This is a genomic window from Mycobacterium noviomagense (genome assembly GCF_010731635.1).
In the GTDB taxonomy this organism is placed as follows: Bacteria; Actinomycetota; Actinomycetes; order Mycobacteriales; family Mycobacteriaceae; genus Mycobacterium; species Mycobacterium noviomagense.
Genome location: NZ_AP022583.1, coordinates 2,824,077 through 2,840,809, shown reverse-complemented (window position 1 = coordinate 2,840,809; position 16,733 = coordinate 2,824,077). Strand labels below are relative to the sequence as shown.

Annotated in this window: 16 protein-coding genes; 6 read left to right on the top strand and 10 right to left on the bottom strand. The window is 66.1% G+C overall.

All coding sequences use genetic code 11. From position 1 onward, the window contains the following. Nucleotides 1-14: 14 nt before the first annotated feature. The gene (locus G6N15_RS13285; RefSeq protein WP_083087851.1) at nucleotides 15-578 is read right to left on the bottom strand and encodes a TetR/AcrR family transcriptional regulator; all 564 of its coding nucleotides are present in this window, start codon (nucleotides 576-578) and stop codon (nucleotides 15-17) included. A gap of 60 nt (nucleotides 579-638) precedes the next feature. Between G6N15_RS13285 and G6N15_RS13280 the strand changes: the two genes are divergently transcribed. Then, nucleotides 639-1,535 (top strand): TauD/TfdA dioxygenase family protein, encoded by an 897-nt coding sequence (locus G6N15_RS13280; RefSeq protein ID WP_083087852.1) that lies wholly within the window; start codon nucleotides 639-641, stop codon nucleotides 1,533-1,535. Here G6N15_RS13280 and G6N15_RS13275 read toward each other — a convergent pair. Genes G6N15_RS13275 through guaB form a run of 3 tightly spaced genes read right to left on the bottom strand, consistent with a single transcriptional unit; the run spans nucleotide 1,532 to nucleotide 6,013 of the window. Next, nucleotides 1,532-3,265 carry a GMC oxidoreductase gene (locus G6N15_RS13275; protein WP_083087853.1) on the bottom strand — a complete coding sequence of 578 codons (1,734 nt, stop codon included), beginning with the start codon at nucleotides 3,263-3,265 and terminating at the stop codon, nucleotides 1,532-1,534. The genes G6N15_RS13280 and G6N15_RS13275 overlap by 4 nt on opposite strands. A 16-nt stretch (nucleotides 3,266-3,281) precedes the next feature. Beyond that, a complete protein-coding gene (locus G6N15_RS13270; RefSeq protein WP_139797852.1) occupies nucleotides 3,282-4,409 on the bottom strand; it encodes a GuaB3 family IMP dehydrogenase-related protein in 1,128 nt (375 codons plus the stop codon). A 20-nt stretch (nucleotides 4,410-4,429) separates the two neighbouring features. After that, nucleotides 4,430-6,013, bottom strand: a complete 1,584-nt coding sequence (guaB, locus tag G6N15_RS13265; protein ID WP_083087854.1) for an IMP dehydrogenase — start codon at nucleotides 6,011-6,013, stop codon at nucleotides 4,430-4,432. 149 nt (nucleotides 6,014-6,162) lie between these two features. Here guaB and G6N15_RS13260 point away from each other — a divergent pair, with 149 nt between their 5' ends. Further along, entirely contained in the window at nucleotides 6,163-6,576 is a 414-nt protein-coding gene (locus G6N15_RS13260) for a DUF5319 domain-containing protein (protein ID WP_083087855.1), read from the top strand. 45 nt (nucleotides 6,577-6,621) lie between these two features. Here the strand turns inward: G6N15_RS13260 and G6N15_RS23535 are convergent, their stop codons facing one another. The 3 genes from G6N15_RS23535 to G6N15_RS13245 all read right to left on the bottom strand — a co-directional run bounded on the left by G6N15_RS23535 (nucleotide 6,622) and on the right by G6N15_RS13245 (nucleotide 9,155). Then, nucleotides 6,622-7,668, bottom strand: a complete 1,047-nt coding sequence (locus G6N15_RS23535) for an anti-sigma-D factor RsdA (RefSeq protein WP_083087856.1) — start codon at nucleotides 7,666-7,668, stop codon at nucleotides 6,622-6,624. Beyond that, entirely contained in the window at nucleotides 7,661-8,239 is a 579-nt protein-coding gene (locus tag G6N15_RS13250; protein ID WP_083087857.1) for a sigma-70 family RNA polymerase sigma factor, read from the bottom strand. Before G6N15_RS13250 ends, G6N15_RS23535 begins: the two co-directional genes overlap by 8 nt. An 88-nt stretch (nucleotides 8,240-8,327) precedes the next feature. After that, entirely contained in the window at nucleotides 8,328-9,155 is an 828-nt protein-coding gene (locus G6N15_RS13245) for a tetratricopeptide repeat protein (protein ID WP_083087858.1), read from the bottom strand. A 340-nt stretch (nucleotides 9,156-9,495) separates the two neighbouring features. On the opposite strand from G6N15_RS13245, the gene G6N15_RS13240 reads away from it, so the two are divergent. The 3 genes from G6N15_RS13240 (at nucleotide 9,496) to G6N15_RS13230 (ending at nucleotide 11,310) form a co-directional block, all read left to right on the top strand. Beyond that, a complete protein-coding gene (locus tag G6N15_RS13240) occupies nucleotides 9,496-9,792 on the top strand; it encodes a WhiB family transcriptional regulator (RefSeq protein ID WP_083087859.1) in 297 nt (98 codons plus the stop codon). Between the two features lie 96 nt (nucleotides 9,793-9,888). Then, nucleotides 9,889-10,524 carry a DUF1345 domain-containing protein gene (locus tag G6N15_RS13235; protein WP_179961827.1) on the top strand — a complete coding sequence of 212 codons (636 nt, stop codon included), beginning with the start codon at nucleotides 9,889-9,891 and terminating at the stop codon, nucleotides 10,522-10,524. An 18-nt stretch (nucleotides 10,525-10,542) separates the two neighbouring features. Then, the gene (locus G6N15_RS13230; protein ID WP_083087861.1) at nucleotides 10,543-11,310 is read left to right on the top strand and encodes an SDR family oxidoreductase; all 768 of its coding nucleotides are present in this window, start codon (nucleotides 10,543-10,545) and stop codon (nucleotides 11,308-11,310) included. A gap of 8 nt (nucleotides 11,311-11,318) precedes the next feature. Here G6N15_RS13230 and G6N15_RS13225 read toward each other — a convergent pair whose 3' ends face one another. Continuing rightward, a complete protein-coding gene (locus G6N15_RS13225) occupies nucleotides 11,319-12,827 on the bottom strand; it encodes an adenylate/guanylate cyclase domain-containing protein (protein WP_083087862.1) in 1,509 nt (502 codons plus the stop codon). A 1,183-nt stretch (nucleotides 12,828-14,010) separates the two neighbouring features. On the opposite strand from G6N15_RS13225, the gene G6N15_RS13220 reads away from it, so the two are divergent. After that, complete coding sequence (locus G6N15_RS13220; protein ID WP_083087863.1) at nucleotides 14,011-14,472, top strand: hypothetical protein; 462 nt, start codon at nucleotides 14,011-14,013, stop codon at nucleotides 14,470-14,472. Between the two features lie 65 nt (nucleotides 14,473-14,537). Here G6N15_RS13220 and G6N15_RS13215 read toward each other — a convergent pair whose 3' ends face one another. Continuing rightward, entirely contained in the window at nucleotides 14,538-14,981 is a 444-nt protein-coding gene (locus tag G6N15_RS13215) for a DUF2510 domain-containing protein (protein WP_083087864.1), read from the bottom strand. Between the two features lie 114 nt (nucleotides 14,982-15,095). Next, nucleotides 15,096-16,712, bottom strand: a complete 1,617-nt coding sequence (gene groL, locus G6N15_RS13210; protein WP_083087865.1) for a chaperonin GroEL — start codon at nucleotides 16,710-16,712, stop codon at nucleotides 15,096-15,098. Nucleotides 16,713-16,733 lie beyond the last annotated feature (21 nt).

Below are 16,733 nucleotides of genomic sequence, written 5' to 3'. Positions count from 1 at the left end.
GCACGATCCGGGGGTCAGTGCGGTTGGATGATCCGGGCCACTTCGGCACCCACCGCTTGCCGCAGCTCATCGTCTGCCATCTCTTCGATACCGGCAGCTGAGCGCAGGAACGGCTCGAATAACCGCCAACCCAGTTGCAGCGCAACGGCATTCGCGACAGCCAAGCGTGCCTCGCGGTCGCTGTCGTGGCGTGGCCGAACCTGATCCAGCAGCTGAGACACGCCGGGAAACCGGGTCTGCAGTTGCCCCGCCGGATAGCCGTCGAGCAATGCGCGGGCCATCACCCGCATGTGCCGGTCGAAAGCCTGCTCCACCTCGGCCGCCGGCGCACCGGTCTGTAACAACGTCGTCGTGGTCATGCCCAAGTGATCGAGCACCGCGCCAACCAACTGCTCCTTGGTGCCGAAGTGTCGAAAAACCAAGCCGTGGTTGACCTTTGACCTGGCGGCGATATCGCGGATCGACGTCGCGGTCGGACCGCGCTCAGCGAAGAGGTCAGCTGCGGCCGCCAGGATCGCCGCCGCAACCTGTTCCCGTCCCACCGGCATCTGGTCACGCGTTGACATCGCCGTAGTCATATGACTACAGTACCGTATGTAGTCAAGCGACTACACAACGGCGCAGCCAAAGGACCCAGCATGACCACTTCTCCGATTACCATCACCAAGCTCGGCAGCCGGATCGGCGCCCGAGTCGACGGCGTACGCCTGCGCGGTGACCTCGACTCCGCCGCGGTCGACACGATTCGCCGGGCACTGCTGGGCCACCGGGTGATCTTCTTCCGCGGTCAGCACCATCTCGACGACGCCGAGCAGCTGGCGTTCGCCCGGCTGCTGGGCACTCCGATCGGGCACCCGGCCGCGAAGTATCTCGCCGCCGAGAACGCGCCCGTCATCACCCCGATCAACTCCGAGTACGGCAAGGCGACCCGCTGGCATACCGATGTCACGTTTGTCGCGAACTATCCCGCCGCATCGATCCTGCGGGCCGTCGAGCTGCCCAGCTACGGTGGCTCGACGCTGTGGGCATCGACGGCCGCGGCCTACGCGGCGCTGCCCGAACCACTCAAGTGCCTCACTGAGAACCTGTGGGCACTGCACAGCAACCGATTCGACTACATAAGGGCCGAGGCGCTCAGCGAGGAACAGCGCGCGTTTCAGGAGGCGTTCGAAAAGCCCGATTTCCACACCGAGCATCCGGTGGTGCGGGTGCATCCGGAGACCGGCGAGCGCACGCTGCTGGCGGGGAATTTCGTGCGCGGGTTCGTCGGTCTGGACAGCCACGAGTCACATGTGCTGCTCGAGCTGCTGCAACGGCGAATCACCATGCCGGAGAACACGATCCGGTGGAATTGGGAGTACGGCGACGTCGCTATCTGGGACAACCGGGCCACCCAGCACCGTGCCGTGGACGACTACGACGACCAGCGTCGGCTCATGCACAGGCTCACGTTGATGGGCGATGTGCCCGTCGATGTGCACGGGCAGCCCAGCCGGGTGATCAGCGGAGCGCCCCTTCAGGCGATAGCAAGCTAGCCGGCCGAGCTGATCGGCTCGATCGGCAGCCACCGCAGCGCACCTGGCGCGTCGGCGGGCACCACCGGGTGTTTGGGCGCGATCGGCTCCAGCCGACGGTAGGGCTCATTCTGGCCGGGCCGCAGATCGTCCTGTCCCTTGTTGGGCCACAGCGAGGCAGCCCGCTCGGCCTGCGCGGTGATCGAAAGTGACGGGTTCACACCAAGATTCGCCGAGATCGCCGCGCCGTCGTGCACGGACAGCGTCGGATAGCCGTACACCCGCTGATACGGGTCGATGACGCCGTGTTCGGGGCTGTCGCCGATCGCAGCGCCGCCGAGGAAGTGCGCCGTCAACGGGATGTTGAACAGCTCGCCCCAGGTGCCGCCGGCGACACCGTCGATCTTCTCCGCGATGCGCCGAGTCACCCTGTTGCCGACAGGAATCCACGTCGGGTTGGGCTCGCCGTGACCCTGCTTGCTGGAATACCGGCGGCCGAACAACCCACGCTTGGTGAACGTGGTGATCGAGTTGTCCAGGTTCTGCATCACCAGCGCGATCAATGTCCGCTCGCTCCACTGGCGCACGTTGAGCAACCGCATGGTGCCGCGCGGATCTTCGCCGGCCTGCCGGATCAACTGTCGCCACCGCGGCACGTCGGTGCCTTCCGGGCCTGGCCCGTCGGTCATCAGCGTCTGCAGCAGCCCCATCGCGTTGGAGCCTTTGCCGTAGCGCACGGGCTCGATGTGGGTGTCGGAGCTCGGGTGGATCGACGACGTGATCGCCACCCCATGGGTGAGGTCGAGATCCGGTGAGACTTCGAGCTTTCCGGCACCGACGATGGATTCCGAGTTGGTTCGGGTGAGCACGCCGAGCCGCTCGGACAGCTTGGGCAGCTTGCCCTTGTCGCGCATCTTGAACAGCAGGTGCTGGGTGCCCCAGGTTCCGGCGGCCAGCACCAGGTGCGTCGCGGTGAACGTCTTCTTCTGCTTGCGCACCCAGCGGCCGGTGCGCACGGTCTGCACCCGCCATGTCCCGTCGGGCAGCTGCTCGAAGCCGGTGACCGTGGTCATCGGATGCACTTGGGTCCCAGCGCTTTCCGCGAGGTAGAGATAGTTCTTTACCAGAGTGTTCTTGGCGCCGTGCCGACAGCCGGTCATGCACTCGCCGACTTCGCGGCAGCCGGTGCGGGCTGGGCCCGCGCCGCCGAAATAGGGGTCGGGCACCGTCTTGCCGGGCGCTTTCTTGCCGTCCGGACCGAAGAACACCCCGACCGGAGTGGGCACCCAGGTGTCACCGAAGCCCATTTCGTCGGCGACCTCTTTGACGATGCGGTCGGCGTCGGTGAATGTCGGGTTGCGCACGACGCCGAGCATGCGCTGCGCCTGCTCGTAGTGCGGCATCAGCTCGGCGCGCCAGTCGGTAATGTGCGACCACTGCCGGTCGTTGAAGAACGGCTCCGGCGGCACGTACAGGGTGTTGGCGTAGTTCAGCGATCCGCCGCCCACGCCGGCCCCGGCAAGGATCATCACGTTGCGCAGCAGATGGATGCGCTGGATGCCGTAGCAGCCGAGCTTGGGCGCCCACAGGAACTTGCGCAAGTTCCAGGAGGTCTTGGCGAACTCGTGATCGGCGAACCGGCGACCAGCTTCGAGGACCCCGACGCGATACCCCTTCTCCGTCAGCCGAAGCGCGGTGACGCTGCCCCCGAAACCCGAACCGATGATCAAGACGTCGTAGTCAGGTTCCATCGGCCCAGCCTAACCTTCAGCTGCCGACGGTCAGCCCGACCTTCTGGAATTCCTTGAGGTCGCAGTAGCCGGCCTTGGCCATCGACCGGCGCAGCCCGCCGACGAGGTTCAGGGTCCCGAACGGATCGTCGGACGGACCGCCCAGCACCTGCCGCAGCGGCGCCCGCTCCCCGACCGCCACTTGCAACAGCGCGCCCCGGGGCAGCGACGGGTGCGCGGCCGCCGCGGGCCAGAACCACCCGTCACCAAGCGCCTCGGCGGCCTCGGCCAGCGGCGTGCCCAGCACCACCGCGTCGGCGCCGCAAGCGATGGCCTTGGCCAGGTCGCCGGAGGTGTGGATGTCGCCGTCGGCCAGCACATGCACGTAGCGGCCGCCGGTTTCGTCGAGGTATTCGCGGCGGGCGGCGGCTGCGTCGGCGATGGCGGTGGCCATCGGCACGCTGATGCCCAGCACTTCGTCGCTGGTCGTCACTCCCTGGGTGGAGCCGTAGCCGACGATGACGCCAGCAGCACCGGTGCGCATCAGATGCAGAGCGGTGCGGTGGTCGAGCACACCGCCGGCCACCACGGGCACGTCGAGCTCGGCTATGAAGGTCTTGAGGTTGAGCGGCTCGCCGTCGCTGGCCACGCGTTCGGCGGAGACGATCGTGCCCTGGATGACCAATAGGTCGATCCCCGCCGCCACCAGCGCCGGCGTGAGTGCCTGAGCGTTCTGCGGGCTGACCCGCACCGCGGTGATCACCCCGGCTTCGCGGATGCGCGCCACCGCCGCCCCCAGCAAGTCGGGGTCGAGCGGCGCGGCGTGCAGCTGCTGCAGCAGCCGGATGGCCGCCGACGGCTCGGGCTCTTTTTCGGCGGCTTCGATGACTTGGGCGATCTTGGCCTGATAGTCGGCATGCCGGCCGATCAGCCCTTCGCCGTTGAGCACCCCGAGCCCGCCCAGCCGGCCAAGCTCGATCGCGAACTCCGGGGACACCAGCGCGTCGGTGGGGTGCGAGACGACGGGAATCTCGAACCGGTACGCGTCGAGCTGCCACGCCGTCGAGACGTCCTTCGACGAGCGGGTGCGCCGGCTCGGCACGATGTTGACGTCGTCGAGTTCATAGGTGCGACGGGCTGTGCGGCCCATGCCGATCTCGACCATGTCACGCATGTGGGACCAATTCACCGCACGTAGTAGTTCGGCGCTTCGACGGTCATTGTGATGTCGTGCGGGTGGCTCTCTTTGAGGCCAGCCGCGGTGATCCGGACGAACTGCGCCTGCTGCAGCTGCTCGATCGTCATGGCGCCGGTGTAGCCCATGGCCGCGCGCAGCCCGCCGGTCAGCTGATGGATCACCGTCGACAGCGGCCCGCGGAACGGCACCCGGCCTTCGATGCCTTCGGGAACCAGCTTGTCCTCCGACAGTGCGTCGTCGGCGAAGTAGCGGTCCTTGGAGTACGACTTGCCCTCGCCGCGGCCTTGCATGGCGCCCAGCGACCCCATGCCGCGGTAACTCTTGTACTGCTTGCCGTTGACGAAGATCAGCTCCCCGGGAGCTTCGGCGGTTCCCGCCAGCAGCGAGCCCAGCATCGCTGTCGACGCACCCGCCGCCAGCGCCTTGGCGATGTCGCCGGAGTACTGCAGCCCGCCGTCGGCGATCACCGGCACACCGGCCGGGCCGCACACCGCGACGGCTTCCAGAATCGCCGTGATTTGTGGTGCCCCGACGCCGGCGATGACCCGGGTGGTGCAGATCGAGCCGGGCCCCACCCCGACCTTGACCGCGTCGGCGCCGGCCTCGACCAGCGCCGCGGCCGCCGACCGGGTGGCGACGTTGCCGCCCACGACCTCGACCCGGTCGCCGATTTCGGCCTTGAGCTTGCCCACCATCTCGAGCACCAGCCGGTTGTGGGCGTGCGCGGTGTCGACGACCAGCACGTCGACCCCGGCGTCGACCAGCGTCATCGCCCGTGCCCACGCGTCGTCGCCGACCCCGACCGCGGCGCCGACCAGCAGCCGGCCATCGCTGTCCTTGGTGGCGTCGGGGTGTTGTTCGGTCTTGACGAAGTCCTTGACGGTAATCAGCCCGGTCAGCCGGCCACGGCCGTCGACGATCGGCAGCTTCTCAATCTTGTGCCGCCGCAGCAGACCCAGGGCCGCATCGGCGGTCACGCCTTCCTGAGCAGTGATCAGCGGCGCCTTGGTCATCACCTCGGAGACCGGCTTGGACTGGTCGACCTCGAAGCGCATGTCGCGGTTGGTGATGATCCCGACCAGCGCGCCGGTGTCGTCGACCACCGGTAGCCCAGAGATCCGGAAGCGAGCGCACATCGCGTCGACTTCGGCCAACGTGTTGTCCGGCCGGCAGGTGACCGGATCGGTGACCATGCCGGCCTCAGACCGCTTCACGGTCTCGACCTGGCCGGCCTGTTCGGCAATGGACAGATTGCGGTGCAGTACGCCCATCCCGCCGGCGCGGGCCATCGCGATGGCCATCCGCGACTCGGTGACAGTGTCCATCGCCGAGCTGACCAACGGCACCTTGAGCCGGATCTTCTTGGTGAGCTGGCTGGAGGTATCCGCATTGGCGGGCACCACATCGGAGGCAGCCGGCAACAGCAGCACGTCGTCGAAGGTCAGCCCCAGCATCGCGACCTTGTGCGGGTCGTCACCACCGGTGGGCACCGCGTCTTCGGCCAGGCCACCGACGCGGGCGTAGGGGCTGGCGATCAGGTCGGCGCTGCCTTCGTACACGCCATGAGACATCGGCGGGGCCTCCTTATGCGGAGCGAGAAGCCCATCCTATCGGCTCAACCCCCTGCGGTGACGACGCGCGCCGCGCGGCATCGCGGCAGCTTGCTGCGGCCCGGCGGTTCCGCTGGCGCGATGGCAGCCACGCTGCGTAATGTGGAGGCGTGCGCGACTACCTACCACCGGGTTTGCCGCCCGACCCGTTCGCCGACGACCCCTGTGACCCCTCGGCGGCGCTGGATGCCGTCGAGCCGGGTGAGCCGCTGGACCCGCAGGAAAGGATGGCGGTGGAAGCCGACCTGGCCGACCTCGCCGTATACGAGGCTTTGTTGGCGCACAAGGGAATCCGCGGCCTCGTGGTCTGCTGTGACGAATGCCAGCAGGACCACTACCACGACTGGGACATGTTGCGCGCCAACCTGCTGCAGTTGTTGGTCGACGGCACTGTCCGCCCGCACGAGCCGGCCTACGACCCGGAACCGGACGCCTACGTCACCTGGGACTACTGCCGCGGATACGCCGACGCCTCGCTCAACGAGGCGACCTCCGACAGCGAGGGTTATCACGGGCGCCGCTGAGCGCTCGACGACATCTCCTGCGCGCTAAGCGCATCCGTGTAACTGCTACCCGCCCGCGCCCGGAACCGGCTGCGGACTGGGGGTGAGCACCGGGCTGGTAGCGGCAGCCGACGTCTGCGCCGCCGTGTCGCCCGCTTTGGGCACGCTGGTATTGGCGGAGGGGGCGGCCGACGGCGTCGCGGGTGTGACGCTAACTACTTGCGAAGGTGATTGCGCGGGCGCGGAATTCGGCGACGTGGTGCCCGCGGTCTGCTGGAGTGGCGACGACGGTGCAGACGTAGGCGACGACGACGCGGCCGGGCTGGTGCTCGGCGACGACGACGCGGCCGGGCTGGTGGTGGTCGCGTCGGTGGCCGATGGGCCGATGCTGGTGCTCGAGGTGGCTTCCGGCGGTGCCGATGCGGTGGTTGACGACGCCGCCGACACCGACGCCGAGACGGACGGTGAGCCTGTGCCGCTGGTTGGCGCAGAGCTGGGTGTCAGCGTCGCGTTCGGGTCGCGGGTCGCCACTTTGGCGTTCAGCTGGTTGACCTGATCGATCAGGCCCTGTTTGCGGTTGGAGTCGTTGACGGATTGCACGGTGCTACTGACCGCGGCCAGCTTGTCCTGCGCCTGGTCCCATTGGCCTTGCGCGATCATCTGTTGAACCTGTGCGAGTTCGGTCTTGGCGGCCAATTCGACCGCGTCGTCGTGGGCGGACGACGGCTCACCGAACAGCATGGTGTGCACCCCGTATAGCGCGTCGCCCGGATGAGCGGTACCCACCATCGCGCCAGACCCGCCGAGCGCCAACACTGCTGCGGCCACCGACCCGACCATCGCCAACGCGCGCCGGGTGCGCTGCCGAGCAGCCAGCCCGATCTGCAGCGCAACGGCGGCCTCCTCCTCGGAGACCAGCGCACTCGCCTCTGGCCAGCGCAGGTCGTCGCGCCACTCTTCGAGCAGCGCGGCCAGCACCTCGTCGTCGGGGTCGGCGACGTCGACCGACTCTCGGGTGGCCAGCGCGTCGAGGAACCGGTCGCTGCGGGCGATCGCCTCCAGCGACGGCTGGTCCGCCGGCGACCGACCGAAATCCGAGGTGAAATCAGACATAATCACGCCCCGCTGCGACGATCTCAGACTTCAGTCGGCTCAGCGCCCGATGCTGAGCCACCCGGACCGCTCCGGGAGTGGTGCCGACGGCGCTGGCAGTTTCCTCGGCGCTCAAGCCGACGACGACGCGCATGATGATGATCTCCCGTTGCTTCTCGGGCAGGACGTCGAGCAACTCGTTCATTCGGGCGACCGATTCCGCCTCGAGAGCTATCTGCTCAGGGCCGGCCTCGGCCGAGTGGGCTTCGGGAAGCTCTTCGGCGGGATAGGACAGATCGCGGCCGGCGGCGCGGTGCGCGTCGGCAACCTTGTGGGCGGCGATGCCGTACACGAAGGCCAGGAACGGGCGTCCCTGGTCCCGGTAGCGCGGCAGCGCCGTGATGGCGGCCAAGCACACCTCCTGAGCCACGTCATCCGCTGAAAGACCGCCCCGTTCCGCGGTACCGATCCGCCCGCGGCAGTATCGAACCACGATCGGCCGGATGGTCTCCAACACCTCTCGAAGCGCATCCCGATCGCCCGCCACAGCCTTGGCAACGACGGCGTCGAAACGCTCTCCGTCAATTGTCATCGGCCGCGGTCTCTCCAACGTTACGAACCGGACACATCCCGGCTTTGTTGCACAGATTGACGATAACGGCCGATCGGCGCTTCAACCGTTAAGGCGCGCACCAGGTTCCGCCGGCGTGGCGCACCCATTCCACGCAGGTTTCCCGAAGCTCACGCAGCTGTTGCGTTGTGTGCGTTGCGCTTTGGATGTCGAGCAGCAGGCAGGCCAGCGCCCAGCGCAGCGGCACCAAACCCAACCGGGCGGTCGCCTCCAGCGTGTCGTCACCGACTGTGCGGGCCCGATCGAGATCGCCGGCGCTGCACAGGGCCGCAGCCAACACCACGTCGCTCTTGGCGCGGTGCCGCGCCGACACGAAGCCACCGGCGTTTGCCAAGGCGACGGCCGCTTCGGCATGCCGTACCGCAGTGGCGCCCTCACCGGTCACCATCGCCAGCTCGGCCGCAACCCAGGCGTGGCGCACGGCCAAGCGCTGCACCGGAATCTCGGCTGCAGACAACACCTTGTCCGCCCGGGCCAGCAGCGTCTCCGCCGCGGCGAAACGCCCGAGCCCGAGGGCGTCGGCGGCCAGCCCGATCAGCGCGTCGGCAGTGGCCTCAGCGTCGTCACCGGCCACCGCCAAAGCCCGACCGTCCCAGTGCCGGGCGAGCGCATGCCAGCCGAGCTGGCGCAAAAACGAGCCCTGGGTGCTGTGCGCCAAGGAGGCCAGCCGCCCAGTGGGTGCGCTGCGCAGCAGCGCCGCGAGGTCGCTGTGGGCGCTACCGTAGCGACCTTGGCCGCCGGCGGCGACTGCGCGCAACCACCGTTGGTACGGTGTGGTCGCGGTCGGCAGCGGCCAGCAGCCGGGCCGGTCGCCGAACGCGGCGGCGCTCAAAGTTGACTCGGTCAATACATCGCGGCCAATATTCGCGGGACACATTAGTTAAAAGTTTGTGGTTTCTCGGTTACCGCAATATTAACCAGCTGACGCCGGTCGGCTTATAAATGGTTCGATACCGGTCGACCCGAAGTCGAAATACCAGCATCACCCGGCCCCTCATTAGCATGCTTGCACGGGTGAATGCATCACACGGATGAACGTGAAGTAAATTCTCAAGCTGCGGCAACGCATTCCGCGGGCCGCGCCGCTGTTGACTGGAATTCGGCTCCGCTCCTAGGTTATTCGTGCCGAGTTGTCATCGCCGACACCGCTCGAATCAGTTACATGGGTCATGCGTTCGCGTACGCGCTTACCCATGGACGTGTAGAGAGGGAATTAAATGCCACAGCCGGAGCAGCTACCTGGACCCAACGCCGATATCTGGGATTGGCAACTGCGCGGCCTGTGCCGGGGTGTCGACTCGTCGGTGTTCTTCCATCCCGACGGCGAGCGTGGCCGGGCCCGTCTGCAGCGTGAGCGTCGCGCCAAGGAGATGTGCCGACGCTGCCCCGTGATCCAGCAGTGCCGCGAGCACGCGCTCGCGGTCGCCGAGCCATACGGCATCTGGGGCGGGCTGTCGGAAACCGAGCGCGACATTCTGCTCAAGCGCGACATCGGTCGCCGCCGCACCGCCTAGCCGCCGCGCGCGCCGAGGCACAACCGCCCCGTTTGGCCGTTGACCCGGGGTCAGCCATGTACTGGTGCTTAGGTCGGGGTTGTGAAACCCCTCGTGATGTTGTTCCGCGACACGGTCGCGGTTCGGATAGTGGTTGCCGCCGTGCTCGGAGTTGCCGTCGCTCTGGCGGCGGGTAACACGGCCGGCTGGCGATTCGCGCTTGTCGGCTGGGTCGTTGCCGCCGGTGTCTATGTGGTGTGGACGCGGCTCACCCTTGGCGGAATGGATGCCGATCAAACCTGCGAATATGCAACCCGGGAGGACCCCACCCGGTGGGCATCCGACGCGGTCATCGTGTCGGCAAGCGTTGCGAGCCTGGGCGGAGTCGGTTACCTGGTGGCCGCCGCGTCGCGCTCAGTTCCCGGAGCCATCGAAGCCGCCATTGTCGGCATACTGACCGTCGCTGCATCCTGGTTCGCCGTGCACACATTGTTCGCCGTGCACTACGCGCGGCTCTATTACTCGGGCGAGCCGGGGGGAATCAACTTCCACGACTCGGAGCGACCCCGCTTCCGGGACTTCGCATATGTCGCCTTCACTGTCGGCATGACCTTTCAGGTGTCGGACACCGAGATCGGGTTGACGTCCATCAGGGCGACGGTGTTGCGCCATGCGCTGCTGTCGTATCTCCTCGGCGCGGTCGTCTTGGCGGTCACTATCAACCTGATCGCGGGACTGGGTTCGAAGTTGTGATGGAGGTGGTGGGCCGCAGTGAACGTCACGAATCTCTTTGCGCTGCACGGCAAGAGCGCTCTCGTGACCGGCGCATCCAGCGGTATCGGCAAACACGTGGCGCTGGCCTACGCGCAAGCCGGGGCGGCAGTGGCGATCACGGCGCGACGTCACGAGCCGCTGCAGGAAGTGGCCGCAGAGATCGTCGCCGGCGGCGGCAAGGCGATACCGATCACCTGCGACGTCACCCAGGCCGAGCAAGTAGCGCCCATGCTGAAGAGAGCTGACGACGAACTGGGCGGCATCGACATCGCGGTGTGCAACGCCGGGATCATCAACTTCAATGGCCTGCTGGACATGCCGCTGGAGGAGTTTCAGCGCATCCAGAACACCAACGTCAACGGTGTGTTCCTCACCGCCCAGGCCGCGGCGAAGGCCATGGTCGCCCGCCAACGCGCCGGGAGCATCATCACCACGGCGTCGATGTCCGGCCACATCATCAACACCCCGCAGCCGGTAGGCCACTACTGCACCTCGAAGGCCGCTGTCATCCACCTGACCAAGGCGATGGCGATGGAGTTCGCACCCCATAACATTCGGGTGAACAGCGTCAGCCCGGGATACATCCTCACCGAACTGGTGGAGCCCTACGCCGAATATCACGCGAAGTGGGAGCCGAAGATCCCGCTCGGGCGCCTGGGGCGGCCGGAGGAACTCGTCGGCGTCTATCTCTACCTCGCGAGCGACGCGTCGAGCTATATGACCGGTTCCGACCTCGTGGTCGACGGCGGCTACACCTGTTGGTGAATAACTGCCTAAGCCGCGGGGGCGAGACCGAAGACCCGTACAGCGGCTGACTTGCCTTTCAGCTCGTGACATCCGCGGTCGACCAGTCCGGGCGGTGGAGGATCCAGGGCGTCGAGGGTTTGGTTGGTGAGAAGAATTGTGTCGCCGGTGGTCTTGGTCAGCTGCTCGACGCGGGCAACGACGTTGACGGTGTCACCGATCAAGGTGAACTCGAGCTTGCTTCCGCCGCCGATGGTGCCTGCGATCACCACACCAGTATTGATCCCGATGCCGATTCGAAGCGCGCCGCCGAATCGCTCCGCGACGAGGCTATGGACCAACACAGCCGCCGACACAGCCGAGTCAGCATGCCGCACAAGATCATTCGGCGCACCGAAGACAGCAAGCGCGCCGTCGCCGAGGAACTTGTTGACATGGCCACCGGCCTCGACAACGGCCGGCACAACGATTTCGAAGAGGGCGTTGAGGCGGGCGACCGTGTCCTCGGCGGTGTTCGCCTCGGCGAATGGCGTGAAGTCGCGGATATCGACGAACATTACGGTCACCTGCCGGCGTTCACCCTTAAAGACGTCATCACCCTGTTGCAGTAACCGCGCTGCCAGGGCTGGGTCGACGTAGGTGCCGAACGCCGCCTGGAGTCGTTGCCGTTCGGCTAAACCGGCCTGCATGCGGTTGAACGAAGCGGTGAGCACGCCCAGGTCATCATCCTGAACCACCGGCAGACGCTGGCTGAAGTCACCGGCCGCAACGCGTTCCGTGCCTTCGTCGAGATCGCGAATCGGTCGAAGGGAAGCCGACAACGCAGTGCCCACGGTCAGCGGCAACCCGAGGCCAACCGTCAACACACATCCGATCGCGACGAAGAGCACAGGTTCTGCACGGGCCCGATCGAACACCGCCGTGACCATTGCGCCATAGACCGCGAACACGAACACGACCGCCAGCATGGACATGCTCGACCACGCGGCAAAGGTCGGACGAGCGCGGGGCAGTGAGTCACCGACCCCCGTATCACCGGCGATCGCGAGCCTGACTGTGCGCGCAACTGCTTCTGCGATGCTGTGCACCCCGGGCAGCAGCACGGCGACTCCGATTACGGCGCCCAGAATCCCGTATTGGGCGAGCCGCCATCCAGTCGCCCCGGCGATCGCACCGACCATGACCGACAACAGGCCGACCCAGACGGCGGCGGATACCAGCCCTTGAACAACGGCCGCGCGGGTCCAGGCGTAGGTGGCTTCCAGCGCCCCCACCCGATCGACCTCGTGGCCGGCCGCCCACTGTTCGACCAGGCGACTCGGCCCCGATCCGGGACGTACCACCACGTAGGCCAGCACCGGCACCGCGGCGACCGTGACGGCGGCCGCCGCCAGGTAGTCACTGGACTGCTCGACAGCAACGATGAGAAGCGACCAAACGACGTAGATCGGAAGTCCCACCGGGGCAGCGACGGCGCAGATCGCCCACGAATACCTCCCGCCGTGCCGATCCCACGCCCACTGCCAGATGCGGTCCATGCTGCGAGACGAAGTTGTCGTAGCCGTTAGCTGCGGCTCTTGGGTGCAGTTGGACGGAATCGAATGCCGCACTCGGCAACGGCCAACGCGAAACACCCCGGCGATAAACGGGGGTGTTTGGCGTTGGGTGTTTCTAGTGGTGATGGTGACCGTGCCCGGCCTGCTCATCTTCCTCGGCCGGCTTCTCAACCACAGCCGTCTCTGTGGTCCAAGATGTACCAATGCTCTCTGCACTCCCCGCGCGGGCTCTCATCGTGATCCGGCTCAGCCGGGTCACCGACTCATCTCGGATTGTTACCGGCGTCTTCTTACGACAGAGAGCGGCGGCAACCCAAGCTGGCAGGACTATCTGAGTAGTGCGGAGGCCCGTCAACGGCGCCCACCTACTTGGCGTGCCGCCAAGCAATCACGAAATTATCTGGCGGGGTGTGACTCTAGACTTTTCGCATGCCCAAGGACGGACGATTGCTCATCGTCCGTTTTTCACCATTCACCGCAGAGGGATGTACGAAAAACGCTCAGGACACCTTCGATGACGACCTCGATGAGGGGCGGCCGGGTCGATATGGCTTATCAACCAGCGGGATTATTGTGCCTACAGCAGAATCAGTCGATGATGCGATCATTCGTCTACGTTCGATCGTTCCCCTCAGGGGAAGGCACATCGCGCCAGTTTGGGCGGACGACCTGGAACATAGCGGCTGGGTCGTGGTCCCTGATATGCCGCCTGCGGCGCACTACTTGGTAGGGAAAGGTGACCTATCCGATATGCCCGACTTTACCGACCTAGCGCTAATCTGGGCTGACGCGAAGCGTGTATGCCCGACCTACAGAAGAGGAGGTGACCAGCGATGAGACGGCTTCAGATCGACATCAACCGGCGTAACCGCGCTGGGCAAACTCTCACGTCCTACGTAGGTCCGACCCCCGCCATTGGTGAACGAGTTGTCGTCTTTGAGCCCGAGGACGGCGTTTGCGCCGATGCTGTGGTCGCTGCTGTAAACCCCAACCGCTGTCTCGTTGCCCTTGACGTGGATTGGGACTCTATGCGGGATGACGTGCTCATGCGCCATGTCACTACGCTCACTGGCAGTGCGCTGCGTGCCGTGGTGCCGGTAGGCGTTCCAACCGGCGGAGCCACCAAAGGGGTTGCAGTGCTTGTCGACAACTGCTAGGAGCTTGCGTGAACCTGACGGTTCTACTCGCGGACTCCGCGCAGATAGATGCCAGCAACAAGGTCTCCGCGTTGGGGATGGGTTGGACTCATACCACTGCGCCGTCTCCCCCCATGGCTGTTGTTGGATTTGTGGAAATGGAGCAGAGCGACCTCCCGTTCATTCTTGGCATTCGAATGGAACTGCGGGATGCGGACGACACCCTCGTGACGATGGAAACCCCGGAGGGACCGCGTCCTGTGGTGATCGAAGTTCAAGCGCAGGGCAACCCCTTAGATGAGTCCCGCGCGGGCGAGCCCGTGCTGGTGCCTATCGCCGCTCAATTCGGTGCGGGCATGTTCACCAAACCGGGCGTATACGCCATCCACGTAACAGCGACTCGTGAGAAGGACGGCGAATCGGTCCACGGCATACGCGATTTCCTCGTTTTGCCGCCCGACACGGGCTCTGACGCGGGCGCAAAAGACTGAGACCCTCTGGCATCTACGCGGCAGTCAATCGCCAACTAGTCACATTCGAGATGCTCCTGGTCTACTCAGGAACCTAGATGGTCGAAAGTATGCGTGATTTCGTCTCGCTTTTTCGACAGCTCGTTCTCGATGTAGAAGGCGTTGGCCAGGGAGATGGCCAGGAGAATGCAGGCGACAACGCGGGCTGCTTTCGCGGCGCGCAAGAAGAACGCGAGAGCTACGGCACCGCCCACGACGGCAACCCCGGTCCAGACCGGTCCTGAACCGGTCATCAGGCTGACTGATTGCATCGACATGAATAGGCCGACGACAGCGAGGACGCCGACACCGATTGAAACAGCAGTCTTCCCGCTGCCGCTGGAGCCATTTGCCGGAGATGCTGCCAGCGGCAAGTTCGGCGCTGACGCTGGCTGAGGGGGTCCGCTCCAAGCGGTGCCGTTCCAGTAAATTTGCCGCCCAGGGTCCGACGGATCAGGGTACCAACCGGGTGAAGGAGATGGCGTGGTCACGCGGACAAACGGTACAACGGGCCACCGACGACATGCGCCGTTTTTGGCATGGCCACCTCGGGGCCAGAGAGGGGTCGGGATCCGGTGAAGGTCCCGACCCCCCTTCGTCAGTCATCAGTGAGCGTGACCGTGGCCGGCGTGCTCATCTTCCTCGGCGGCCGGCTTCTCAACCACAGCCGTCTCGGTTGTCAGCACCATCCGGGCCACCGATGCGGCGTTGAGCACCGCAGAGCGGGTGACCTTCACGGGGTCGACGACGCCCTCGGCGGCCAGGTCGCCGTAGGTCAGCGTCTCGGCGTTCAGGCCGTGCCCTTCCGGCAGCTCGCTGACCTTATTGACGACAACCGAGCCGTCCAGCCCGGCGTTGGCGGCGATCCAGTACAGCGGCGCGCTCAGCGCTTCGGAGAACACATCGACACCGAGGGCCTCGTCACCGGACAGCGACCCCCGCAGCTCGGCCAGCGCCTTACGGGCATGCAGCAGCGCGGTGCCACCGCCGGCGACGATGCCCTCCTCGACCGCGGCTTTGGCAGCCGCGACCGCGTCCTCGACGCTTTCCTTGCGCTCTTTGAGCGCGGTTTCGGTGGCCGCACCCACCTTGATGACGGCAACCCCGCCGGCCAGCTTGGCCAGGCGCTCCTCGAGTTTCTCGCGGTCCCAATCGGAATCGGTGGTCTCGATCTCGGCGCGCAGTTGCTTGGCGCGCTCGGCGATGGCCTCGTGAGTGCCGCCGCCGTCGACGATCACGGTGTCGTCCTTGCTGACCACGACTCGGCGTGCGGAGCCCAGTACTTCCAAGCCCGCCTCGCGCAGCAACAGTCCGACATCGGGGTCGACCACCTGGCCGCCGGTGACCACGGCAAGGTCCTGCAGGAAAGCCTTGCGGCGATCGCCGAAGTACGGCGCCTTGACCGCAACCGCCTTGAGCGTCTTGCGGATGGCGTTGACTACCAATGTCGACAGGGCCTCGCCTTCGACGTCCTCGGCGATGACCAGGAGCGGTTTGCCGGCCTCGGCCACCTTCTCCAACAGCGGCAGCAGATCCGGCAGCGAGCTGATCTTCTCGCGGTGCAACAGGATCAACGCGTCCTCGAGCACAGCCTCCTGCGCGTCGAAGTCGGTGACGAAGTACGCCGAGATGAAGCCCTTGTCGAAGCCCACACCTTCGGTGAATTCCAGTTCAGTGGATAGCGTCGAGGATTCTTCGACGCTGACCACCCCGTCATGGCCGACCTTGGTCATCGCCTCGCCGACCAGCTCACCGATCTGCTCGTCGCGCGACGACACGGTGGCAACCTGCGCGATGGCGTTCTTGTCCGACACCGGTGTGGCCGCTGCCAGCAATGCCTCCGACACCGCATCGGCGGCCTTGCTGATTCCCAAGCCCAGCGCGATCGGGTTGGCGCCGGCGGCCACCAGGCGCAGCCCACCCCTGATCAGCGCTTGCGCCAGCACGGTGGCGGTGGTGGTGCCGTCGCCGGCGACGTCGTTGGTCTTGGTGGCGACCGACTTCACGAGCTGGGCGCCGAGGTTCTCGAAGGGGTCTTCCAAGTCGATCTCACGGGCCACGGTGACACCGTCGTTGGTGACCGCCGGCCCGCCAAATGCCTTGGCCAGCACCACATGACGGCCACGCGGACCCAACGTCACCCGCACCGCGTCAGCGAGCTTGTCCACGCCGGTCTCCATGGCCCGGCGCGCGGTTTCGTCATACTCAAGCAGTTTGCTCATGGCTCAAATCCTGTCCCCGGC